The organism is Streptomyces sp. NPDC003720 (assembly GCF_042875075.1).
Lineage (GTDB): Bacteria > Actinomycetota > Actinomycetes > Streptomycetales > Streptomycetaceae > Streptomyces.
In genome coordinates, this window is record NZ_JBIANZ010000012.1 from 137,917 (window position 1) to 158,865 (window position 20,949).

A 20,949-nucleotide genomic window follows, 5' to 3' on the forward strand; every position below is an offset into this window, starting at 1 on the left:
GGCCAAGTTCCTCTCCGTCGCCTGCGAGGTGAGCTGTCGGGTTCGGGCGGGGAGGTGCCCGGCCGTGCCGCCCGAGGCGGCACGGCTTCACCCCTTGCCGTTCCGGTGACGACACGTGTCGTCCGGTCCGGCGAACTTACCTGGGTCCCCCGCTCCTGCCGTACGAATGAGTTCGTCGATGGGTGGTGCCGGGCGGCGGCAGGATTCGGCGTTCCGCTCGACTGGCCGGGAACGTATGCGAGAGCACATGTCCGGAACAAGTGTCGGATTCACGTAAAGACCAAGTTGACCTTGTTCTGTTCCGTTTTGGGTACTTGATCCTTTGCGACTGCCAATGCTCAACTCGCTGATGTGGCGCGGAAAAACGGGTGGTGGCCGGGCGTGGCGGGCCGGCCGGGGCGCGTGACCCAATTCACGAAATAGCAAAGTATTCCAAATCAGACATGGGGGATTTGGGCTCGAGGGCAGGCGAGTGGGGAACGCTCCGCGGGATGCCTTGTGGCCGATTTCCTGCGCGTCACGAAAGGCGTATTAATGCGCCTAATGTCCGTATTATCGGGTGGTCGACACTGTGCCGATCATGGTCCGATGCCGTCCGTGCCGGACCGGTGGCCGCCCTCGGTGATCGAAACAGGACCGGATACGCTGACTTGAGTGAGGGCAGCGACCTATCGACAAACCGCGTAATCGCCAGCAGACACCAGCAGACAGGAGACCCCTCGTGACCGTCGTCGGGCCGTTCGGGCTGAGCGTGCGGGACCAGGCTCTGGAAGCCGATGTCCAGGCCGGATTGACGGCTGTCGAGGAAGGCTTGCTCGAGGCCACCAAGAGCGAGGTCCCGTTCATCACGGAGGCCGCGCAGCACCTCGTCCGGGCCGGCGGGAAGCGGTTCCGGCCGCTCCTCGTGATGCTCGCGGCGCAGTTCGGGGACCCGTACGCCCCCGGTGTGGTGCCGTCGGCCGTGGTCGTGGAGCTGACCCACCTGGCCACGCTGTACCACGACGACGTCATGGACGAGGCGTCCGTGCGGCGCGGGGTGGAGAGCGCCAACACGCGCTGGGGCAACTCCGTCGCCGTCCTGACCGGTGACTTCCTCTTCGCCCGCGCCTCCCAGATCCTCGCCGACCTCGGACCCGAGGCGGTCCGGGTCCAGGCCCTCGCGTTCGAGCGGCTGGTCACCGGGCAGATCCTGGAGACCGCGGGCCCCTCGGACGGCCGCGACCCGGTCGACCACTACCTGGACGTGCTGGGCGGCAAGACCGGCTCCCTGGTGGCGGTCTCCTGCCGGTTCGGCGCGATGATGTCCGGCGCCGACGAGACGGTCGTCGACGTGCTCACCCAGTACGGCGAGCGGCTCGGGGTCGCCTTCCAGCTCGCCGACGACGTCCTGGACATCGCCTCCGACTCGCACGAGTCGGGCAAGACCCCGGGGACCGACCTGCGCGAGGGCATCCCGACGCTGCCCGTGCTCCGGCTGCGCGAGCGCGCCGCCCGGCTGGGCCTGCCCGAGGACGTCGCGCTGTGCGAGCTGCTCGACTCCGACCTCGGGGACGACGCCCGGCTCGAGGAGGCGCTGACCGCGCTGCGCGCGCACCCCGCGCTGGAGCAGGCGCGCCGCGACACCGTGCGCTACGCCGAGGAGGCGCGCGCCGCGCTGGCCCCGCTGCCGGAGTGCGACTCCAAGGCGGCGCTGCTCGAACTGTGCGACGCGGTGGTGCACCGGGCCGGCTGAGGCCCCTGACGCCGGCCGAGGGCGGTGTCTCCCGCGTGACCCCTACGGGTCGGGGGAGGCGCCGCCCTCCGGTGTCATACCCCAGGCGTACACGGAGTTGGTGCCACGGTCTGACGCTTCCTCACGGCCGATTTGGTCATATGGAAACCACGGAAATCACCACTCCTCACCGATTCGGGTGAGAATGGCGGCTCAGGTGGACCAGTGTGGGGCAGCCGCCGCCGACGACGGAGGTAAGGCACAGATGGCACCGTACGAATCCGACGACGCAACGGGCGCCGAGCGCGACGAGGACCTGCCCACCGGACGCCGCAAGGCCGCCCGGTACGTGGTCCCGGTCGCGGTGGTGGGGGTCGCGGCGGCCACGATCGGGCTGGTCCCGGCGCTCGCCGACTCCGGTGACCCCGACCTGCCGAAGATCACCGCACAGCAGCTCATCGACAAGATCGCCAAGTCGGACGTGCAGCAGCTCTCCGGCACGGTGAAGGTCAGCACCGACCTCGGCCTGCCTGACCTCGGCGGTCTGGAGAGCGGCCTGATGTCCGGGGCGGCGGGCGGCGGCGACGGCTCCTCCGCGGACCCGCAGTCCAAGCTGACCGAGCTGGTCTCCGGCACCCACACGCTCCGCGTGGCCGCCGACGGGCCGGACCGGCAGAAGCTGTCGCTGCTGGAGAGCGGCTCCGAGTACAGCGTCGTCCACGACGGCAAGGACGTCTGGGGCTACGACAGCAAGAGCAACGAGGTCTACCACTCGGCCGCCGCCGAGTCCGGTGGGCGGCACCGGGCCGAGCAGCCGCCGGCCACGCCGAAGAACTTCGCCGACGAGGCCCTGAAGGCGGTCGACGACACCACGTCCGTGACCGTCGACGGCACCGCGCAGGTCGCCGGACGCGACGCCTACAAGCTGCTGATCAAGCCCAGGCAGTCCGGCACCACGGTCGGCGCCGTCAGCATCGCCGTGGACGCGAAGACCGGCATGCCGCTGAAGTTCACGCTCACCCCGAGGAGCGGCGGCGCCGCCGTGCTCGACGCGGGCTTCACCCAGGTCTCCTTCGGCAAGCCGGCCGCCTCCACCTTCGACTTCACCCCGCCCAAGGGCGCGAAGGTCACCGAGGGGAAGGAAAGCGGCAAGGGCCGGGCGCCGGAGCACGCCCCCCAGGGCGGCGAGCACCTCGCCAAGGGCCTGAACGGCGCCACCGTGCTCGGCAAGGGCTGGACGTCGGTCGCCACCTTCGACACCGGCGGCAAGGGCGGCGCGCCGTCCGGCGACCAGGGCGGTGCGCTCGGCGGCTTCCTCGGCTCGCTCGGCGACCAGGTCTCCGGCGAGTTCGGCAAGGGCACGGTGTTCTCCACCCGCCTGGTCAACGCCCTGATCACCGACGACGGCAAGGTGTACGCCGGTGCGGTGACCAAGGACGCCCTGGTGAAGGCGGCGAACACGGGGAAGTGATCCTTCCCGGGGCACGTGCGGGCAGCGGACAGGGAGACCGAGGGGGAGCCGATGGACGAACCGTCCGCCGCGGGGCGTGACCGGGAGGACGCGACGGAGCACGTCATCGCCACGCGCGGCCTCACCAAGCGCTACCGCGGCGGACAGCTCGCCGTCGACGGTCTCGACCTGACCGTCCCGGCGGGCAGCGTCTTCGGCTTCCTCGGCCCGAACGGCTCCGGCAAGACCACCACCATCCGCATGCTGATGGGCCTGATCGAGCCGACCTCGGGCACGGCCCGCGTCCTGGGCCGGCCCATGCCCCGGTCCGCCCGCGCCGTCCTGCCCCGCGTCGGCGCCTTGATCGAGGGCCCGGCCCTGTACGGCTTCCTCTCCGGCCGGGACAACCTGCTTCGCTACGACGCCGCCGACCCGACCGCCGATCCGCGCACCCGGCGCGCTCGCGTCGCGGCCGCCCTGGACCGGGTGGGCCTGACGGCCGCGGCGGGCAAGAAGGCGAGGGCGTACTCGCTCGGCATGAAGCAGCGCCTGGGCCTGGCCTCCGCCCTGCTCCAGCCGCGCGGACTGCTCGTGCTGGACGAGCCCACCAACGGGCTCGACCCGCAGGGCATGCGGGAGATCCGCGCCCTGGTGAAGGAACTGGCGTCCGACGGCACGACCGTGTTCCTGTCCTCCCACCTCCTCGACGAGATCGAGCAGGTGTGCACGCACGCGGCGGTGATGGCGCGGGGCCGGCTGATCACCCAGGGCGCCGTCGCCGACCTGGCCGCCGGGGCGCGCGGCCGGCTGGCGGTGAGCACCCCGGACCCGGCCGAGGCGGCCCGGGTGCTGAAGGAGCAGGGCGTCGCGGACGTCGTCGCCGACGGTGACCGGGTGACCGGGGAGCCGCCCGAGCGGGACCTCGCGGAGCTGAACGCGGCCCTGGTCGCCGCGGGCGTCCGGGTGCGGGGCTTCACCCTCGAACGGGCCTCCCTGGAGGACGCGTTCGTGGCACTGACCGGGGAGGGCTTCGATGTCGCGGGCTGAGGCGGTCGGGGCGCCGGCCGGGCGCCGGCCGAGCCCGCTGTGGACGTTCGGACTGCTGCGCAGCGAACTGGTCACCACCCTGCGCCGCTGGCGTACGCTCGCGCTGCTCGCGGTGCTGGCGGCGGTGCCGGTGCTGGTCGGGATCGCGGTGCGGATCGAGACGCGGGGCGGCCCGGGGGCGGACGGCGGCAGCGGCGGGCCGGCGTTCATGGCCCAGATCACCAACAACGGCCTGTTCCTGGTGTTCACGGCGCTGGCCGCGACCCTGCCCTTCTTCCTGCCGATGGCGGTCGGCGTGGTCGCGGGCGACTCGATCGCCGGTGAGGCCGGCGCCGGCACCCTGCGCTATCTGCTGGTCGCCCCGGCCGGCCGCACCCGCCTGCTGCTCGTCAAGTACGCGACCGTCATGGCCTTCTGCCTGCTCGCGACCCTGGTCGTGGCCGTGTCCGCGCTGGCCGTCGGCGCGCTGCTGTTCCCGCTCGGCGACCTCACGACCATCTCCGGCACGAGCATCACCTTCACCGAGGGCCTCGGCCGGGCGCTGCTGATCGCGCTGGTCGTCGCCGCCTCACTGGTCGGCGTCGCGGCGCTCGGACTGTTCGTGTCCACCCTGACCAACAGCGGCATCGCGGCGATGGCGACCACCGTGGGCCTGCTCATCACCGTGCAGATCCTCGACCAGATACCCCAGTTGCACGCGCTGCGGCCGTACTTCTTCTCCCACTACTGGCTGTCCTTCGCCGACCTGATGCGCGACCCCGTGTACTGGGACGACCTGGTGCGGAACCTCGGGCTCCAGGCGCTGTACGCGGCCGTGTTCGGCTCGGCGGCCTGGGCGCGGTTCACGACGAAGGACATCAGCGTCTAGGCCGGCTCAGGCCTCCTGGTACGGGAAGCGGGCGAGCGGCGCCTCCCGCGCGAAGAACGACTTCGCGCGCGTGAGCGCGTCGGCGTCCCCCGCCACGTCCCCGGGCGCGCTGCCGCTGCCGAGCAGCACACCGCCGAAGCGCATCCCCAGGTAGGCGGCCGAGTTGCGGAGCGTGCCGACGAGCGGGTCGGCGACCGACGGCTCCCGGTCCGCCCGGGCCGAGACGCCCCACAGGGTGCGTCCGGCCATCGTCGCCTTGAAGTCGATGCCCGGAGTGCGCAGCCAGCCCGACCAGTGGTCCAGGTACCGCTTGGTCTGGCCGGAGACCGAGTACCAGTACAGCGGTGAGGCGATCACCAGGTCCGTGGCCGCGAGCGTGGCGTCCAGCAGCAGACCGGCCGGGCTGTCGGCGGGCGGCCGTACGTGGTCGGTGTCGTGCCGCAGGTCCGTGAAGTCGGGCAGCGGGTGGTCGATGAGGCGGATCCAGTGCTGCTCGACGTCGGCGGGGAGCTGTTCGGCGGCCGCGCGGGCCAGCAGCTCGGTGTTGCCGTCGGGCCGGGCACTGCCCAGGACGAAGAGGAAGCGGCGACTCATGAGTCCCCCGTAGTGGTCGATGTCGGACCGCGAATAAAGGCGTGTGCATTTTATGCACACGCAAGCACTCTCTTTCAAGCCTTGCCGCGACACCGGTCTCCGGCCTCCGGGCTGCGGCTGGTGCGAGGCTGTGACGTCGTGGTGACGCGGGAGGCCGGGCCGACCGGACACACTGGTCGGCAGGACGCGTACGGACCGGATCGGCGCCGGGGGAGTGAGGAAACCGATGTCTCGACTCAGCTTCGAGAAGAAGCGGGCACAGCAGCCCGTGGCACACCCGGCGGCGGTGGCCGTCCGGGTGTCGGGCACGGGCAGTGCCTCGGTGGGCGGGACGGCGGTCGTGGCGGGGCCGGGCGAGGAGATCCAGCAGGCCGTGCTGAACCACCTCCAGCGCCTCGCCATCAGCCTCGGCGCCCCGATACGCGCCACGATCCACGACGACCGCGCCGGCTGCGTGGTCCCCCTGGAGGTCTCGGCGGACGGCTCCAGCAGGGTGGCGGGAGACCCGGTACGGGTCGACCCGGGGGCGGGGACCGACGGACCGGGGGCGGGGTCCGACGGACCGGGTGCGGTGGCGTCCGGTGCGGCGGTGGCGGGCCCCGTCGCGGTGGTCGCCGGTCCGGCGCCGGCGGGGCGGTTCGGGCCGCCGCCGGTCATGGACGCCGTGCCCGGTGCGAGGACCGCCGACGGCGTCCGGACGCAGGGTCCCGTACCCGCGTACGGACCCCGGATCATGCCCCCGGCGCCCGCACAGAGCCCCGAGCCCGTCGCCTCCGCACCCGCGCCGAGCCCCGAGCCGGTCGCCCCGGTGCCCGCATGGCGTCCTCAGGAATCCCCCGTCCGGGTGACCTCCGTGGCCCCCGCGCCCGCCCCCGACGCGCCCCTGCACGACCCCGAGCCCGCCCTGGCCGCGTCCGCGACCCCCACGCCCGCCCGCGGCTTCGACGCCGTGGCGGAAGAGGTGCTCGGGGACACCCCCGTGACGGAGACCGCGGAGGGCGCCGAACTGCTCACCGAGCCGATGGCGCGGATCAACGAGGCCGTCCGGGACGGCCGTATCGAGGCGGCGGCGCAGCTCGCCGACCGCACGGTCGCCGAGGCCTCCGCGGTACTGGGCCCCCGCCACCCCGAGGTGCTGCACCTGGGCGAACTGACCGCTTACATCGCCTACCTGGCGGGCGACCCGGTGCGCTCCTTCCACCTCTCCCTGGACCTCGCCCGGCTGCGCCGGCAGGCGTGCGACGCGGAGGCCGCCTACGGCAACGTGCGCAGCGCGGCCACCGCCTGGCGCGCGGTGCGCGACCCCGAGGAGGGGCTGCGGCTGGGCCGCGACCTCCTCGGCCTGTGGACGGACCTCACCACGGAGCCCGGACCTGCGGCCGGCGACCCGGAGCCGCTGGAGTCGGCGCGCTCGCGCATGGTCCGCCTGACCGCCCGCGCGGCCGGGGCGGCGCGCGCGTAGCCGGCCGGCGTTGCGGGGCCGGCGCCGGCTACGCGACGCAGAACTCGTTGTCCTCCGGGTCGGCCATCAGCGTCCACTCGCCTGCGGGATCCTTCACCTCGCGCAGCACGCGCGCGCCCAGGGTCTCCAGCCGGGCCACCTCCTCCGCGCGGCGCCCGTCACCGGGGTGGACGTCGATGTGCAGGCGGTTCTTGACCGTCTTCGCCTCCGGGACGCGCTGGAAGAGCAGCCGCCGGCCCTGCCCGATGCCGGTGTCCGGGTCGTAGGGGTCCTCGGGGTGCCGTACGGCGATCAGGTCCCGGAAGGCGGGCCGGCCGTGGTACTCGACGGTGGCCTCGCCGGTCAGCGCGCCGTAGGACAGCAGCCGTTCGACGAGCGCGCTGTTGTCCTCGGCCTCGTAGTGCAGCGCGGCGGCCCAGAAGTCGGCCTGCGCGTGCGGGTCCGCCGCGTCGATGACGAGCTTCCAGTGCAGCGGGGCCGGTGCGGATGGGGATGCGGGCGTGTCTGTGGACATGCTCACCACTTATAGCGGCCCGCGGCGCCCCGCACCGGCGATCGGCGTCAGCCGACGCGGCGGACGTCCGCCTGAGCGGGCTCGGCTGCCTCGACGAGCGGCGACACGGCGACCACCCGGGGCTTCCGCACGGCGTGCAGGGCGTCCCAGGTGAGCAGGCCCAGCGCCAGCCACACCAGGGCGAATCCGGCCCAGCGCTCCGGCGGCATCGCCTCGTGGAAGTAGAGGATGCCGAGCAGGAACTGGAAGACCGGGGCCAGGTACTGCAGCAGTCCCAGCGTGGACAGCGGCACCCGGATCGCCGCCGCGCCGAAGCAGACCAGCGGCAGCGCGGTCACGACGCCGGTCGAGGCGAGCAGCAGGGAGTGTCCGGCGCCCTCACCGGCGAAGGTGGAGCCGCCGTGCGCGCCGAGCCAGATCAGGTAGCCGAGCGCGGGCACGAACTGGACCGTGGTCTCGGCGGCCAGCGACTCGACGCCGCCGAGGCCGACCTTCTTCTTCACCAGCCCGTAGGTGGCGAACGAGAACGCCAGGCAGAGGGAGATCCACGGCGGGCGGCCGTAGCCGACGGTCAGCACGACGACGGCGGCGAAGCCGACCCCGACCGCGGCCCACTGCGCGCGCCGCAGCCGCTCCTTGAGGAGCAGCACGCCCATCGCGATGGTCACCAGCGGGTTGATGAAGTAGCCGAGGGACGCCTCGACCACATGGCCGGAGTTCACGGCCCAGATGTAGACGCCCCAGTTGACGGTGATGACGGCCGCCGCCACCACCACGAGCGCCAGCCGCCGCGGCTGGCGCAGCAGTTCGCCGGCCCAGGCCCAGCGCCGTACGAAGAGCAGGGCGGCACCGACGAAGACGAGGGACCACGCCATGCGGTGGGCCAGGATCTCCATGGCTCCGGCGGGCTTCAGCAGCGGCCAGAACAGCGGGACCAGGCCCCACATCCCGTACGCGGCGAAGCCGTTCACCAGGCCTGTCCGGTGCTCGCCTCTGGACGTCCCGGCCATGGGCCCCTCCTTCTCGCCTCAGCCATGTGTGCGAGGAAGAAGGTAGCGCCGACCGGGCCCGTCTGTCATGTCCGTATCGCCATACGGTCATGACAGGCGGGCCGCCGGTTCACGCGGGGGCTCGGTGCGGCCGGCTCAGCCCTTGAGCGCGGCGGCGACGGCGTCGGCCAGCGGGGTGGCCGGGCGGCCCGCCAGGCGGGAGAGGTCGCCGGTGGAGACGACCAGTTCGCCCTTCTCGATCGACGCGTCCACGCCGGCCAGCACCGCGGCCAGCGGCCCGGGCAGCCCGGCGCCGGTCAGGATGGACTCCAGCGTCTCGACCGGGACCGGGGTGTAGGCGATCTCCCGGCCGGTCTGCCGGCTCAGCTCGGCCGCGTACTCGGCGAAGCTCCACGCCTCGTCGCCGCCCAGCTCGTACGTCGAGTTCTCGTGGCCCTCGCCGGTCAGCACCGCGACCGCGGCGGCCGCGTAGTCGGCGCGGGAGGCCGAGGAGACCCGGCCGTCGCCGGCGGCCTGGACGACGGCGCCGTGCTCCAGCACCGGGGCCAGGTTCTCGGTGTAGTTCTCGTGGTACCAGCCGTTGCGCAGCAGGCTGTAGGGCAGGCCGGAGGCGAGCAGTGCCGCCTCGGTGGCGCGGTGGTCGTCGGCGAGCGCGGCCGTGAGGGTGCCCGGGGCGCTGGTGTACGCCAGCAGCGCGACGCCGGCGGCCTTGGCGGCGTCGATGACGACCTGGTGCTGCCCGGCCCGGCCCTTGTCGAACTCGTTGCCGGAGATCAGTAGGACCTTGTCGCCGGCCCGGAACAGGCCGTCGAAGGTCTCGGGTGCGTTGTAGTCGGCCACGGCGAGCCGGACCCCGCGGGCGGCGAGGCCGGCGGCCTTCGCCTCGTCGCGCACGACGGCGGTGATCTCCGCGGCGGGGACCTTGTCCAGCAGCTGCTCCACGACGTGGCGGCCGAGGTGTCCGGTGGCTCCGGTGACGACGATGCTCATGATGTGCGCTCTCCCTGTGGGTGCTTCCGTCGGTGACTCCGTGTCTCTGTCACTAACCCTAGGGGTGGCGCTAACCCAGCGAAAGTACCCACTTTGAAGTAAGGTACTGGCATGGCAGTAAGTGACAAGGCGAGCGCAGCGGCAGCGGAGGCCCAGTGCCCGTACCGCCTCGTGCTGGAGCACCTCACCAGCCGCTGGGGCGTCCTCGTGCTGATCGAGCTGCTGGAGCGGCCGTACCGCTTCAGCGAGCTGCGCCGGGCCGTCGGCAAGTACAGCGGCCCGGGGGTCAGCGAGAAGATGCTGACCCAGACCCTGCAGACCCTGGAGCGCGACGGCCTGGTGCACCGGGACGCCAAACCGGTGATCCCGCCCCGCGTGGACTACTCGCTCACCGACCTCGGACAGGCGGCGGCGCGGCAGGTGCGGTCCCTCGCCGGGTGGACGCACGAGCACATGGACGAGGTGGAGCGGGCCCGGCTGGCATACGACGAGGCCCGGGAAGCCAGGTCCCGGGCCTCGTAAGGGTCTTTCCGCCGTCAGCCGACGACGGTCCAGGTGTCCCCGCCGGCCAGCAGGGCGGCCAGGTCGCCCTTGCCGTGCTGCTCGATCGCCGAGTCGAGCTGGTCGGCCATCTCGGTGTCGTAGACCGGCCGCTCGACCGAGCGGAACACGCCGATCGGGGTGTGGTGCAGGGTGTCCGGGTCGGCGAGCCGGGACAGGGCGAAGGCGGTGGTGGGGGACGCGGAGTGCGCGTCGTGCACCAGGACGTCCGCCTCGTTCTCCGAGGTCACCGTCACCACCTTCAGATCGCCGGTCTCCCGGTCGCGCACGACCCCGCGCGCCCCGTCGGCCCCGAAGCGGATCGGCTGCCCGTGCTCGAGGCGGATCAGCGCCTCCTCGGCCCGCTGCCGGTCCTTCAGGGCGTCGAAGGCGCCGTCGTTGAAGATGTTGCAGTTCTGGTAGATCTCGATCAGCGCCGTGCCCGGGTGGTCGGCGGCCGCGCGCAGCACCTCGGTGAGGTGCTTGCGGTCGGAGTCGATGGTCCGGGCGACGAAGGACGCCTCCGCGCCGATCGCCAGGGAGACCGGGTTGAACGGCGCGTCCAGCGAGCCCATCGGCGTCGACTTGGTGATCTTGCCGATCTCCGAGGTCGGGCTGTACTGCCCCTTGGTCAGGCCGTAGATCCGGTTGTTGAACAGCAGGATCTTCAGGTTGACGTTGCGGCGCAGGGCGTGGATGAGGTGGTTGCCGCCGATGGAGAGGGCGTCGCCGTCACCGGTGACCACCCACACGCTCAGGTCCCGGCGGGAGGCGGCGAGGCCGGTGGCGATCGCGGGGGCGCGGCCGTGGATGGAGTGCATCCCGTAGGTGTTCATGTAGTACGGGAAGCGGGAGGAGCATCCGATGCCGGAGACGAAGACGATGTTCTCCCTGGCCAGCCCCAGCTCGGGCATGAAGCCCTGGACCGCGGCCAGGATCGCGTAGTCACCGCAGCCCGGGCACCAGCGCACCTCCTGGTCGGACTTGAAGTCCTTCATCGACTGCTTCGCCTCGGCCTTGGGCACCAGCTGCAGCAGCCCGTTGGTGGCGTCAGTCATCGATGGCCTCCTTCAGCGCGGCGGCGAGCTGTTCCGCCTTGAACGGCATGCCGTTGACCTGGTTGTACGAACGGGCGTCGACCAGATACCTCGCCCGGATCAGCGTGGCGAGCTGACCGAGGTTCATCTCGGGGATCACCACCTTGTCGTACCGTTCGAGCACCTCGCCCAGGTTGCGCGGGAAGGGGTTGAGGTGGCGCAGGTGGACCTGCGCGACGGCCTCGCCCGCGGCGCGCAGTCTGCGCACCGCGGCCGTGATGGGCCCGTAGGTGGAACCCCAGCCGAGGACCAGGGTGCGCGCGCCGTCCGGGTCGTCGGCCTCGATGTCCGGGACGTCGATGCCGTCGATCTTGGCCTGGCGGGTGCGCACCATGAAGTCGTGGTTGGCCGGGTCGTAGGAGATGTTGCCCGTGCCGTCCTGCTTCTCGATGCCGCCGATGCGGTGCTCGAGACCCGGCGTGCCCGGGATCGCCCACGGCCGGGCGAGGGTCTGCGGGTCGCGCTTGTACGGCCAGAACACCTCGGTGCCGTCGTCCAGGGTGTGGTTCGGGCCGGTGGCGAACCGGACCCGCAGGTCGGGCAGCTCGTCCAGGTCCGGGATGCGCCAGGGCTCGGAGCCGTTGGCGAGGTAGCCGTCGGAGAGCAGGATCACCGGGGTGCGGTAGGTGAGCGCGATCCGGGCCGCCTCCAGAGCCGCGTCGAAGCAGTCCGCGGGGGTCTTCGGGGCGACCACCGGAACCGGGGCCTCGCCGTTGCGGCCGTACATCGCCTGCAGCAGGTCCGCCTGCTCGGTCTTGGTCGGCAGGCCCGTCGACGGGCCGCCGCGCTGGATGTCGATCACCAGCAGCGGCAGTTCCAGCGACACCGCGAGACCGATCGTCTCGCTCTTCAGGGCGACACCGGGACCGGACGTGGTCGTCACCGCCAGCGAGCCGCCGAAGGCCGCCCCCAGCGCCGCGCCGATGCCCGCGATCTCGTCCTCCGCCTGGAACGTCCGGACACCGAAGTTCTTGTGCCTGCTCAGCTCGTGCAGGATGTCCGAGGCCGGGGTGATCGGGTACGAGCCCAGGAACAGCGGCAGATCCGCCTGCTGGGAGGCGGCGACCAGGCCGTACGCCAGGGCCAGGTTCCCGGAGATGTTGCGGTAGGTGCCGACCGGGAAGGCCTTGGCGGCCGGCGCGACCTCGTAGGAGACCGCGAAGTCCTCGGTCGTCTCGCCGAAGTTCCAGCCCGCCCGGAAGGCGGCGATGTTCGCGGCCGCGATGTCCGGCTTCTTGGCGAACTTGCTGTTCAGGAACTTCTCGGTGCCCTCGGTCGGCCGGTGGTACATCCAGGACAGCAGGCCCAGGGCGAACATGTTCTTGCTGCGCTCGGCCTCCTTGCGGGAGAGGTCGAACTCCTTGAGCGCCTCGACCGTGAGGGTCGTCAGCGGCACGGGGTGCAGGTGGTAGCCGTCGAGCGAGCCGTCCTCCAGCGGGGAGGCGGCGTAGCCGACCTTCTGCAGGGCGCGCTTGGTGAACTCGTCCGTGTTGACGATGATCTCGGCGCCGCGCGGCAAATCGCCGATGTTGGCCTTCAGGGCCGCCGGGTTCATCGCGACCAGCACGTTCGGCGCGTCGCCCGGGGTGAGGATGTCGTGGTCGGCGAAGTGGAGCTGGAAGGAGGAGACACCGGGCAGGGTGCCCGCGGGGGCGCGGATCTCGGCGGGGAAGTTGGGGAGGGTGGAGAGGTCGTTGCCGAAGGACGCGGTCTCCGAGGTGAAGCGGTCGCCGGTGAGCTGCATGCCGTCACCCGAGTCCCCCGCGAACCGGATGATCACCCGGTCCAGGCGCCGCACGTCCTTCGCTCCGCCCGGTTTGCGCTGCTCTCCCACGACGGCCGCGTCGGCCTGCTCCGCTGGGCTGCTGACCTGGCTGGTCACTGAACTGGACCTCCTTCGAGGCGGCTGTCCGGGGATGGTCGTCCCACGGACCGTCCCAGAATCAACCCTACGTCGCTCGGGGTCGCCCTCCGGCGGCCATCCGCATGATGGACGGCGCTCCGGGACGGCCCGTCGCACTGGATTCTCATGGTTCCTCGCGCCGCCCAAGCTACGGTCCACCGGCTCGCCGTGCCTGTGCGCCTTTCAGGTTCCTTCCTCCGCCTTCCGCCACCCGGGTACCCGTCCCCACAGAAGCCGTACGGACTGACACCCTGCTGACGAGTGTCGGTCCATCACGAGTTCAGATACGTCAGAACGGCCAGAACACGCCGGTGGTCGCCGTCGCTCGGGGACAGGCCGAGCTTCAGGAAGATGTTGCTGACGTGCTTCTCCACGGCGCCGTCGCTGACCACGAGCTGCCGGGCCACCGCCGAGTTCGTCCTGCCCTCCGCCATCAGCCCCAGCACCTCGCGCTCGCGCGGGGTGAGCCCCGCCAGCACGTCCTGCTTGCGGCTGCGCCCGAGCAGCTGCGCGACCACCTCGGGGTCCAGCGCGGTACCGCCCCCGGCGACCCGCACCACCGCGTCCACGAACTCCCGCACCTCGGCGACCCGGTCCTTGAGCAGATAGCCCACGCCCCGGCTGGACCCGGCGAGCAGTTCGGTGGCGTACCGCTCCTCCACGTACTGCGACAGCACCAGCACGCCGAGCCCCGGGTGCGTCCTGCGCAGCCGCACGGCCGCCCGCACCCCCTCGTCGGTGTGGGTCGGCGGCATCCGCACGTCGGCCACCACCACGTCGGGCAGCTCACCTTGGGCGTCCAGGTCGGCGATGGTCTTGAGCAGCGCCTCCGCGTCCCCGACGCCGGCCACGACGTCGTGCCCGCGGTCGGTCAGCAACCGGGTCAGGCCCTCTCTGAGCAGCACCGAGTCCTCGGCGATGACCACTCGCACCCTGTTCTCCACGATCTCCCGGCCCCCCACAGCCCGACCCTCCGACGGCGTCCCGCGCGTCTCGTACGAAGGTCAAGCATTCCAGCATTCGGGGCGGCGCGCCGGGGACCGGGGGAAACAGTCCTGCGTACGCGCTTCTCGCCGCCCGTCGAGCCCGGGCCGTGTGACCCGGCGCACCGGCGTCCGTCCCAGCGGACCCGGGCCGCGCGGGCGGCGCGTCTCAGCCGCGCCAGGGCAGCTCGGCGATCACCCGGGTGGGGCCGCCCGCCGGCGACTCCACGACCAGGACCCCGTCCACCGCGTCCAGGCGGCCGGCCAGCCCGGCCAGGCCCGAGCCCCCGGCGGCGTCGGCGCCGCCGACCCCGTCGTCCAGCACCTGGATGAGCAGCCGGTCCTCGGACCGCCAGACGTCGACCGAGGCGGACCGGGCCCCGCTGTGCTTGCTGACGTTCTGCAGCAGCTCGGAGACGGTGAAGTAGGCGATGCCCTCGATGGCGGCGGCGGGCCGGGACGGCAGCTCGACCTCCACCCGCACCGGGACCGTGCAGCGCGAGGCGACGGCGGACAGGGCCGCGTCCAGGCCGCGGTCGGTCAGCACCGCGGGGTGGATGCCGCGCGCCAGGTCCCGCAGTTCCTGCAGGGCCGTCTTCACCTCACCGTGCGCGTCCGCCACCATCCGGGCCGCCTCCTGGGGGTCCTCCCGCAGCTTCTCCTTCGCCAGCCCCAGATCCATGGCGAGGCCGACCAGCCGGGCCTGCGCCCCGTCGTGCAGGTCCCGCTCGATGCGGCGCAGGTCGGCGGCCGCCGTGTCGACCACGACCCCGCGGTCCGACTCCAGCTCCACGACCCGCGCCGACAGCCGCGACGGCCCCAGCAGGCCGCGCACCAGCAGCCCGTCCACCGTCACGAGCCCGCGCACGATCCAGGGCGTGGCCAGGGTGAACACCAGACCCACCAGCGACGTCACGGTGATCTCGAACGGGTTGTCGAGGTAGACGCTGTGGTGCGCGTCGCCGTAGAGCTGCAGACCGCCCTGTCCCGCGTACATCGGGAGCACCCAGAACCACAGCGGATACGTCAGCAGCGCCCAGCCGACCGTCCAGAAGTTCACCCCCACGACGAACGAGAACACCGCCCACGGGAACTGCAGCAGCGCGTACAGCAGATGACGCCAGGACGCGCCGCTCCTCAGCACCGCGCCCATCCAGGCGAACACGCCCGGCTTGGCCGTCCGCAGCGGTTCCGGGTCGGCCACCTCCAGGTGCAGCAGGGCACGCGCGCGCGTGCGCTCCAGCACGCCGAAGCCGCGGCAGCCGGCGAGCGCCGCCGCCAGCACCGGGACCCCCAGGAAGGTGACGAGCAGACCAGCGCCGAGCGACACCATGGTGACCGCCCAGCAGAACAGCACGATCGCGATCGGCAGGCTCAGCAGCACATAGCCGAACTCGCGCAGGCTCCGCGCCTCGACGGGCGCCCGCAGGGCGGCGGGCAGCCGGTGGCGCCGCTCCCCGTCGTGGGCGGGGAAGCCGGATCCGGCGGGGTGCCCGTGTCCCCGCCCGTACCCCTGTCCGTACTCCGTGGCCATCGGTGTCGTCCGTTCTCCTCGTCGTGGCGGCGCTGCTGCGACCGTGTGACCAGCGTGGCGGGCCGCGGCCCCCGGAACCATGGAGGCCGTCGGCGTCTCGAACCGGGGGTTTTCCCCACCCCACCCGGACGGACCGGGACCCGGCGGGGGGAGCGGGGGCGGGAGGGTGCGGGTGCGGGGCGCCGGCGGGGTGGCCCCGCCAGGGAGTGGTGCCGGCGAGGCGGGCTATTCCTTGCGGTCCCGCCACGGCAGCTCCGCCGTGACCACCGTCGGGCCGCCGACGGGCGAGTCCACCAGGAACAGGCCGTCCACCGCGCCCAGCCGCTCCGCCAGGCCCCGCATACCGCTGCCGCCCTCCAGCCGGGCGCCGCCGGCCCCGTCGTCGCGGACCTGGACGAGCAGCCGGTCCTCGGACCGCCAGACGTCGACCGAGGCGGAGCGCGCCCGGCTGTGCTTGCTGACGTTCTGCAGCAGCTCGGAGACGGTGAAGTAGGCGATGCCCTCGATGGCGGCGGCGGGCCGGGACGGCAGATCCGCCGTCACCTTCACCGGCACCGTGCAGCGGGAGGCGACGGACGAAAGCGCCGCGTCCAGGCCGCGGTCGGTCAGCACCGCCGGGTGGATGCCCCGGGCCAGGTCGCGCAGCTCCTGAAGCGCGAGCTTCACCTCGCCGTGCGCCTCGTCCACCATCGCGGCGGCCGAGTCGGGATCCTCCAGCAGCTTCTCCTTCGCCAGGCCCAGGCCCATGGCGAGGTTGACCAGCCGGGCCTGCGCCCCGTCGTGCAGGTCCCGCTCGATGCGGCGCAGGTCGGCGGCCGCCGTGTCGACCACGACCCCGCGGTCCGACTCCAGCTCGGCGATCCGCCGCTCCAGCTCGTCGGAGGGCGACAGCAGCCCCCGCACCATCGCCCGGTCCACGTTGGTCAGCCCCCGCGCGATGAACGGCAGCACCGGCCACAGCACGAACAGCGACACCAGCACGGTGCAGAAGGTGAGGACGCCCCAGGGCAGCCGGATGAGGTCGTACAGCAGCGTCCGCCAGCCCACCGGGTCCTTCAGCGCCAGCCACAGCCGCTGGAACATCCCGCCGCCCCGGACGAGCGGCAGCGGTGACGGCTCGTCCACCCGCACCCCGAGCAGCGCCCGGGACCGGCTCCGCTCCAGCTTGCCGAGCTGCCGGGCGCCCAGCAGGCAGACGGCGAGCAGCGGCAGCCCGATCACCGTGAGGGTGAGGATCCCGCTGACGAGCACCACCGTGAACACGTAGGTGAAGCCGAACACCGCCACCGGCAGGTTCAGCAGGAGATGCGCGATCTCCTTCCAGGTGCGCCCGTCGAGGGCCAAACGGGCGGCCGGCGGGCGGTCGGACGCAGGACGGTCGGAGCCCTCGGTCCGGCCGGCGGTGGAGGCGGAAGCGGTCATGCGGGCCAGCCTGCCGTGCCCGGCGCCTCTTGTGCCATGCGGTCCACCGCCCCCGTTCCCTGGGGAAAACCCCACCCCCGGCCCCGCCCCCGGCGTCTCACGCCGTGATGGGCTGCTTACCGTGTCTTTATCAGGGCCTAGACTCCGGTGCGTACAGATCCTCGAATCAGGTCGCAGCACAGGGGTCCACTGCACCGGGTTCACCAAGGTCACGAGGTCAGGGAGCGAGGCGGACGGTGCGGGAGACGTTGGGGGACTCGACGGTCGCCGCGGCGGACGCCGCGGCCGGCTACTTCCGGTCCTACTCGGTCGTGGGACTGCTCGCGCTCATCGGCGTGCTCTTCGTCGCGGTCGCGTTCGGCGCCGGCCGGCTGCTGCGCCCGGTGGTGCCCACCCCGGAGAAACTGCTCACCTACGAGTGCGGCGTCGACCCCGTGGGCGAGGGCTGGGCCCACACCCAGGTCCGCTACTACGTCTACGCGTTCCTCTACGTGATCTTCGCGGTCGACTCGATCTTCCTGTTCCCGTGGGCGACGGTCTTCGCCGCGCCCGGCTACGGCGCGGCCACCCTGGTGGAGATGTTCGTCTTCCTCGGCTTCCTCGCCGTGGGCCTGCTGTACGCCTACAAGAAGGGGGTGCTGGCATGGACGTGAACCCGTCCGCCCCGTCCGCCCCGTCCGTCACGGAGAACCCGTCCGCGGCGGAGCCCGTCCTGCTTCCGGAGCCCAAGCGGCTCGGCGCCCTCGCCCGGCTCGCCCCCGAGCCGATGAAGGTGGTCCTGAACTGGGGCCGCCGCTATTCGCTGTGGGTGTTCAACTTCGGCCTCGCCTGCTGCGCGATCGAGTTCATCGCCGCGTCGATGGCCCGCCACGACTTCATCCGCCTCGGTGTCATCCCCTTCGCGCCGGGCCCCCGCCAGGCCGACCTGATGGTCGTCTCCGGGACGGTGACGGACAAGATGGCGCCGGCCGTGAAGCGCCTGTACGAGCAGATGCCGGAGCCGAAGTACGTCATCTCCTTCGGCGCCTGCTCCAACTGCGGCGGCCCCTACTGGGACTCGTACTCCGTCACCAAGGGCGTCGACCAGATCATCCCGGTCGACGTGTACGTCCCGGGCTGCCCGCCGCGTCCCGAGGCGCTGCTCCAGGGCATCCTCAAGCTCCAGGAGAAGATCGCCCGCGAGTCGCTCGAGCACCGGTACGGAACCGTCCGCCCGTCCGCGGCCGCGCTGAACAGCGACCTGGTGAAGCCCCCGGCGCCCGCCGTGGAAGGGGACGCGTGATGAGCACGGCCGGCTGGCTGCCCGCACCCGCCGGGGAACTCTTCGGCCCCGAGGCCACGGCCGAGGAGTCCTACGAGGTCCTGACGGTGGACGTGCCGCCGTCCTCCTGGCTCACCGCCCTGGAGACGGCCCGCACCACCCTGCGCTGCACCTACTTCGACTGGCTGAGCGCGGTCGACGAACCGGGGACGGGCTTCCGCGTCTCGGCGCACGTCGTGGCCCTCCACCCGGTCCGCCGCCTCCTGGTCCGCACCACCGTGCCGCACGAGGCGCCGGCGCTGCCGTCCGCCGTCGGCGTCTACGCGGGCGCGGCCTGGCACGAGCGCGAGACGCACGAGATGTTCGGGGTCGACTTCGAGGGCCACCCGGGCCTGGAGCACCTGCTCCTCCCGGAGACCTTCGAGGGTCACCCCCTGCGCAAGGACTTCGTCCTCGCCGCCCGTGTGGCCAAGGCCTGGCCGGGCGCCAAGGAGCCCGGGGAGTCCGACCACGGCGGCCCCAAGCGCCGCCAGATGCTGCCGCCGGGCGTCCCCGACCCGAACGAGTGGGGCCCGCTGAAGGGCCAGCTCCCCCCCGCCCCGGCGCGCCCGGCCCGCGGCGCGGGGCGCGCGACGGCCGACCGCCCGGCCCGCGCGGCCGGCGAGCGCCCGGTACGCCGCACCCGCACAGCCTCGGAGGGCTCCGCCAGCCAGACGGGGGCCACGGCTGAGGCCGAGGGGGCCGCTGGTGCTGGGGCTGCTGGGACTTCCGGTGTTACTGGTGCTTCCGGTGCTGCTGGAGTCGGCGGCGGTGCCGCAGGTACTGCCGCCGGCGGCGCCGGGGCGCGGCCGCGCCGGACGAGGAGCGCGAGCGAAGGCTCGGTGAGCCAGTCGGCCGCGCCGGCCGACGACGCGGCGGCCCGCAAGCAGGCCGCAGCCGAGGGCGACGCCGCGCAGCCGACCGCGGAGGGACCGGCCGCGGAGGCCTCGGTGGCGCACGAGCCCGGCCCGGCCCCGGCCCGCCCGCGCCGTGCGCGCACCGCCTCGGGAGGCTCGGCGTCGCAGCGAGCCCAGACCCCGGCCGAACCGGCGGAACCCGACGGCTCGGCCCGCCGGGACACGGCCCCGCGCAGCTCGGACGCCCCGTGGCACCACGCCCGCCCGGCCTTCGAGCACCCCGAGACCACCCAGCCATCGGCCCCGGCCCGGCAACCAGCGGAGGCCGAGGCCGAGCAGGGCCCGCAGGCAGCGCCCGCCCCGGAGGCGGAGCGGGCTTCGGGGGCTGAGCACACCCAGGAGACGCAGGCCTCGCCAAGCCAGGAGGCCGAGCGAGCCCCGGAAACCGAGCCAAGCCAGGAGGCCGGGCGAGCCCCGGAAACCGAGCGAGCCCCGGAAACCGAGCGAGCCCCGGAATCCGAGCGCGCTACGGACGCTGAACGGGCCTCGCGGGCCGAACAGCCCCGGGAGGCCGAGCCGCCCCGGCACCCCCAGGACGCTGCCGAGGCCCACCCGGCCCGGCGACGCCCCCAGGACGCTCACGAGCCCCGGAGTCCCGAAGAACCCCCCACCCCCGACGACCCCACAGGAGGCCCGCGGTGAACGACGCGCTGGATGTCGTCCTGCGACTCCTGGTCGTGTTCGTCGTCTTCCTCACCTTCCCGCTGATCGTGGGCCAGACCGAGCACAAGGTGATGGCCCACATGCAGGGCCGCCTCGGCCCGATGTACGCGGGCGGCTTCCACGGCTGGGCCCAGCTCATCGCCGACGGTGTGAAGTTCGCGCAGAAGGAGGACGTGGTCCCGGCCGGCGCCGACCGCCGCGTCTTCCAGCTCGCCCCGGCCGTGGCCCTGCTGCCGTACCTGCTCGTCCTGCTCGCCATCCCGATCGGGCCGAGCGAGGGGGCCGTCGGGCAGGTGCTGGACGCGGGGATCTTCTTCGTGCTCGCCGTGATGGGCGTCGGCGTCCTCGGCTCGCTGATGGCGGGCTGGGCCAGTGCCAACAAGTTCTCCCTGCTCGGCGGCCTGCGCACGGCTGCCCAGCTGCTCGCCTACGAGCTGCCCATGCTGCTCGCCGCGGCCTCCGTCGCCATGGCGGCCGGCACGGCGTCCCTCCCGGGCATCGTGCACGCCTTCCACTGGTGGTGGCTGCCCTGGCAGATCGTCGGCGCGATCGTGTTCTTCGTGGCCGGCCTCGCCGAACTGCAGCGCCCGCCCTTCGACATGCCCGTCGCCGACTCGGAGATCATCTTCGGGGCGTACACCGAGTACACCGGTCTGCGGTTCGCGCTGTTCCTGCTCGCCGAGTACGCCGGCATCGTCGTCCTGTGCGGTCTGACCACCGTCCTCTTCCTCGGCGGCTGGCACGGCCCGTGGGGCGCCGAGGGTCTGGGCTGGCTGTGGACCCTGCTGAAGACCGCGATCCTCGCCTTCGTCGTCATCTGGCTCCGCGTGACCTACCCCCGCCTGCGCGAGGACCAGCTCCAGAAGCTCTCCTGGACCCTCCTCGTCCCCCTCTCCCTCGCCCAGATCGCCCTCACCGGCGTCGTCAAGGTGGTGATCCAGTAG

The 20,949-nt window shown here is 72.7% G+C and carries 19 protein-coding genes and 1 riboswitch; of the genes, 10 read left to right on the forward strand and 9 right to left on the reverse strand.

Annotated features, from left to right (window positions below; genetic code table 11):
• Positions 1 to 3: 3 nt before the first annotated feature.
• Positions 4 to 188: riboswitch (cyclic di-AMP (ydaO/yuaA leader) on the reverse strand.
• 533 nt (positions 189 to 721) lie between these two features.
• The 4 genes from ACFYU0_RS30500 (at position 722) to ACFYU0_RS30515 (ending at position 5,076) form a co-directional block, all read left to right on the forward strand.
• The gene (locus tag ACFYU0_RS30500) at positions 722 to 1,732 is read left to right on the forward strand and encodes a polyprenyl synthetase family protein (RefSeq protein WP_389305323.1); all 1,011 of its coding nucleotides are present in this window, start codon (positions 722 to 724) and stop codon (positions 1,730 to 1,732) included.
• Between the two features lie 244 nt (positions 1,733 to 1,976).
• On the forward strand, positions 1,977 to 3,182 hold the full coding sequence (locus tag ACFYU0_RS30505; RefSeq protein ID WP_389305325.1) for an outer membrane lipoprotein carrier protein LolA: 1,206 nt from the start codon (positions 1,977 to 1,979) through the stop codon (positions 3,180 to 3,182).
• Positions 3,183 to 3,233: 51 nt separating this feature from the next.
• Entirely contained in the window at positions 3,234 to 4,208 is a 975-nt protein-coding gene (locus ACFYU0_RS30510) for an ABC transporter ATP-binding protein (protein WP_389305329.1), read from the forward strand.
• Complete coding sequence (locus ACFYU0_RS30515) at positions 4,195 to 5,076, forward strand: ABC transporter permease (RefSeq protein ID WP_351667730.1); 882 nt, start codon at positions 4,195 to 4,197, stop codon at positions 5,074 to 5,076. Before ACFYU0_RS30510 ends, ACFYU0_RS30515 begins: the two co-directional genes overlap by 14 nt.
• 6 nt (positions 5,077 to 5,082) lie before the next feature.
• Here ACFYU0_RS30515 and ACFYU0_RS30520 read toward each other — a convergent pair whose 3' ends face one another.
• Positions 5,083 to 5,670 (reverse strand): flavodoxin family protein, encoded by a 588-nt coding sequence (locus ACFYU0_RS30520; protein ID WP_389305332.1) that lies wholly within the window; start codon positions 5,668 to 5,670, stop codon positions 5,083 to 5,085.
• 226 nt (positions 5,671 to 5,896) lie between these two features.
• Here ACFYU0_RS30520 and ACFYU0_RS30525 point away from each other — a divergent pair, with 226 nt between their 5' ends.
• On the forward strand, positions 5,897 to 7,132 hold the full coding sequence (locus ACFYU0_RS30525) for a hypothetical protein (protein ID WP_389305334.1): 1,236 nt from the start codon (positions 5,897 to 5,899) through the stop codon (positions 7,130 to 7,132).
• Between the two features lie 28 nt (positions 7,133 to 7,160).
• On the opposite strand, the gene ACFYU0_RS30530 is transcribed toward ACFYU0_RS30525, so the two are convergent.
• The 3 genes from ACFYU0_RS30530 to ACFYU0_RS30540 form a co-directional block, all read right to left on the reverse strand.
• On the reverse strand, positions 7,161 to 7,646 hold the full coding sequence (locus ACFYU0_RS30530) for a VOC family protein (protein ID WP_351667736.1): 486 nt from the start codon (positions 7,644 to 7,646) through the stop codon (positions 7,161 to 7,163).
• A 47-nt stretch (positions 7,647 to 7,693) separates the two neighbouring features.
• A complete protein-coding gene (gene rarD / locus ACFYU0_RS30535) occupies positions 7,694 to 8,656 on the reverse strand; it encodes an EamA family transporter RarD (RefSeq protein WP_389305336.1) in 963 nt (320 codons plus the stop codon).
• A gap of 135 nt (positions 8,657 to 8,791) precedes the next feature.
• The gene (locus ACFYU0_RS30540) at positions 8,792 to 9,646 is read right to left on the reverse strand and encodes an SDR family oxidoreductase (RefSeq protein WP_389305338.1); all 855 of its coding nucleotides are present in this window, start codon (positions 9,644 to 9,646) and stop codon (positions 8,792 to 8,794) included.
• Between the two features lie 111 nt (positions 9,647 to 9,757).
• Here ACFYU0_RS30540 and ACFYU0_RS30545 point away from each other — a divergent pair, with 111 nt between their 5' ends.
• Complete coding sequence (locus ACFYU0_RS30545; RefSeq protein WP_351667742.1) at positions 9,758 to 10,168, forward strand: helix-turn-helix domain-containing protein; 411 nt, start codon at positions 9,758 to 9,760, stop codon at positions 10,166 to 10,168.
• 14 nt (positions 10,169 to 10,182) lie between these two features.
• Here ACFYU0_RS30545 and ACFYU0_RS30550 read toward each other — a convergent pair whose 3' ends face one another.
• The 5 genes from ACFYU0_RS30550 to ACFYU0_RS30570 form a co-directional block, all read right to left on the reverse strand.
• Positions 10,183 to 11,244, reverse strand: a complete 1,062-nt coding sequence (locus ACFYU0_RS30550) for a 2-oxoacid:ferredoxin oxidoreductase subunit beta (RefSeq protein WP_389305341.1) — start codon at positions 11,242 to 11,244, stop codon at positions 10,183 to 10,185.
• On the reverse strand, positions 11,237 to 13,165 hold the full coding sequence (locus ACFYU0_RS30555) for a 2-oxoacid:acceptor oxidoreductase subunit alpha (protein WP_351667745.1): 1,929 nt from the start codon (positions 13,163 to 13,165) through the stop codon (positions 11,237 to 11,239). Before ACFYU0_RS30555 ends, ACFYU0_RS30550 begins: the two co-directional genes overlap by 8 nt.
• A gap of 293 nt (positions 13,166 to 13,458) precedes the next feature.
• The gene (locus ACFYU0_RS30560; protein ID WP_351667852.1) at positions 13,459 to 14,118 is read right to left on the reverse strand and encodes a response regulator transcription factor; all 660 of its coding nucleotides are present in this window, start codon (positions 14,116 to 14,118) and stop codon (positions 13,459 to 13,461) included.
• 220 nt (positions 14,119 to 14,338) lie between these two features.
• Positions 14,339 to 15,703, reverse strand: a complete 1,365-nt coding sequence (locus ACFYU0_RS30565; protein WP_351667747.1) for a sensor domain-containing protein — start codon at positions 15,701 to 15,703, stop codon at positions 14,339 to 14,341.
• 225 nt (positions 15,704 to 15,928) lie between these two features.
• Positions 15,929 to 17,125, reverse strand: a complete 1,197-nt coding sequence (locus ACFYU0_RS30570) for a sensor histidine kinase (protein WP_389305343.1) — start codon at positions 17,123 to 17,125, stop codon at positions 15,929 to 15,931.
• Between the two features lie 236 nt (positions 17,126 to 17,361).
• Here ACFYU0_RS30570 and ACFYU0_RS30575 point away from each other — a divergent pair, with 236 nt between their 5' ends.
• The 4 genes from ACFYU0_RS30575 to ACFYU0_RS30590 are packed head-to-tail and all read left to right on the forward strand — an operon-like array spanning position 17,362 to position 20,949.
• Positions 17,362 to 17,778 (forward strand): NADH-quinone oxidoreductase subunit A, encoded by a 417-nt coding sequence (locus ACFYU0_RS30575; protein WP_351667751.1) that lies wholly within the window; start codon positions 17,362 to 17,364, stop codon positions 17,776 to 17,778.
• Positions 17,769 to 18,407, forward strand: a complete 639-nt coding sequence (locus ACFYU0_RS30580) for an NADH-quinone oxidoreductase subunit B (RefSeq protein ID WP_389305345.1) — start codon at positions 17,769 to 17,771, stop codon at positions 18,405 to 18,407. Before ACFYU0_RS30575 ends, ACFYU0_RS30580 begins: the two co-directional genes overlap by 10 nt.
• Positions 18,407 to 19,984: an NADH-quinone oxidoreductase subunit C gene (locus ACFYU0_RS30585; protein ID WP_389305347.1), complete on the forward strand. Its 1,578-nt coding sequence runs from the start codon at positions 18,407 to 18,409 to the stop codon at positions 19,982 to 19,984. The genes ACFYU0_RS30580 and ACFYU0_RS30585 overlap by 1 nt, the downstream gene beginning before the upstream one ends.
• Positions 19,981 to 20,949, forward strand: coding sequence for an NADH-quinone oxidoreductase subunit H (locus ACFYU0_RS30590; protein ID WP_389305349.1), 969 nt, complete (start codon positions 19,981 to 19,983; stop codon positions 20,947 to 20,949). The genes ACFYU0_RS30585 and ACFYU0_RS30590 overlap by 4 nt, the downstream gene beginning before the upstream one ends.

What these genes read in the sequence shown, in the direction of transcription:
- ACFYU0_RS30530 (WP_351667736.1), bottom strand. Translation starts at nt 7,646, where the DNA reads ATGTCCACAGACACGCCCGCATCCCCATCCGCACCGGCCCCGCTGCAC.
- ACFYU0_RS30510 (WP_389305329.1), top strand. Translation starts at nt 3,234, where the DNA reads ATGGACGAACCGTCCGCCGCGGGGCGTGACCGGGAGGACGCGACGGAG.
- ACFYU0_RS30565 (WP_351667747.1), bottom strand. Translation starts at nt 15,703, where the DNA reads ATGGCCACGGAGTACGGACAGGGGTACGGGCGGGGACACGGGCACCCC.
- ACFYU0_RS30580 (WP_389305345.1), top strand. Translation starts at nt 17,769, where the DNA reads ATGGACGTGAACCCGTCCGCCCCGTCCGCCCCGTCCGTCACGGAGAAC.
- ACFYU0_RS30550 (WP_389305341.1), bottom strand. Translation starts at nt 11,244, where the DNA reads ATGACTGACGCCACCAACGGGCTGCTGCAGCTGGTGCCCAAGGCCGAG.
- ACFYU0_RS30585 (WP_389305347.1), top strand. Translation starts at nt 18,407, where the DNA reads ATGAGCACGGCCGGCTGGCTGCCCGCACCCGCCGGGGAACTCTTCGGC.
- ACFYU0_RS30545 (WP_351667742.1), top strand. Translation starts at nt 9,758, where the DNA reads ATGGCAGTAAGTGACAAGGCGAGCGCAGCGGCAGCGGAGGCCCAGTGC.
- rarD (WP_389305336.1), bottom strand. Translation starts at nt 8,656, where the DNA reads ATGGCCGGGACGTCCAGAGGCGAGCACCGGACAGGCCTGGTGAACGGC.
- ACFYU0_RS30525 (WP_389305334.1), top strand. Translation starts at nt 5,897, where the DNA reads ATGTCTCGACTCAGCTTCGAGAAGAAGCGGGCACAGCAGCCCGTGGCA.
- ACFYU0_RS30540 (WP_389305338.1), bottom strand. Translation starts at nt 9,646, where the DNA reads ATGAGCATCGTCGTCACCGGAGCCACCGGACACCTCGGCCGCCACGTC.
- ACFYU0_RS30515 (WP_351667730.1), top strand. Translation starts at nt 4,195, where the DNA reads ATGTCGCGGGCTGAGGCGGTCGGGGCGCCGGCCGGGCGCCGGCCGAGC.
- ACFYU0_RS30570 (WP_389305343.1), bottom strand. Translation starts at nt 17,125, where the DNA reads ATGACCGCTTCCGCCTCCACCGCCGGCCGGACCGAGGGCTCCGACCGT.
- ACFYU0_RS30505 (WP_389305325.1), top strand. Translation starts at nt 1,977, where the DNA reads ATGGCACCGTACGAATCCGACGACGCAACGGGCGCCGAGCGCGACGAG.
- ACFYU0_RS30520 (WP_389305332.1), bottom strand. Translation starts at nt 5,670, where the DNA reads ATGAGTCGCCGCTTCCTCTTCGTCCTGGGCAGTGCCCGGCCCGACGGC.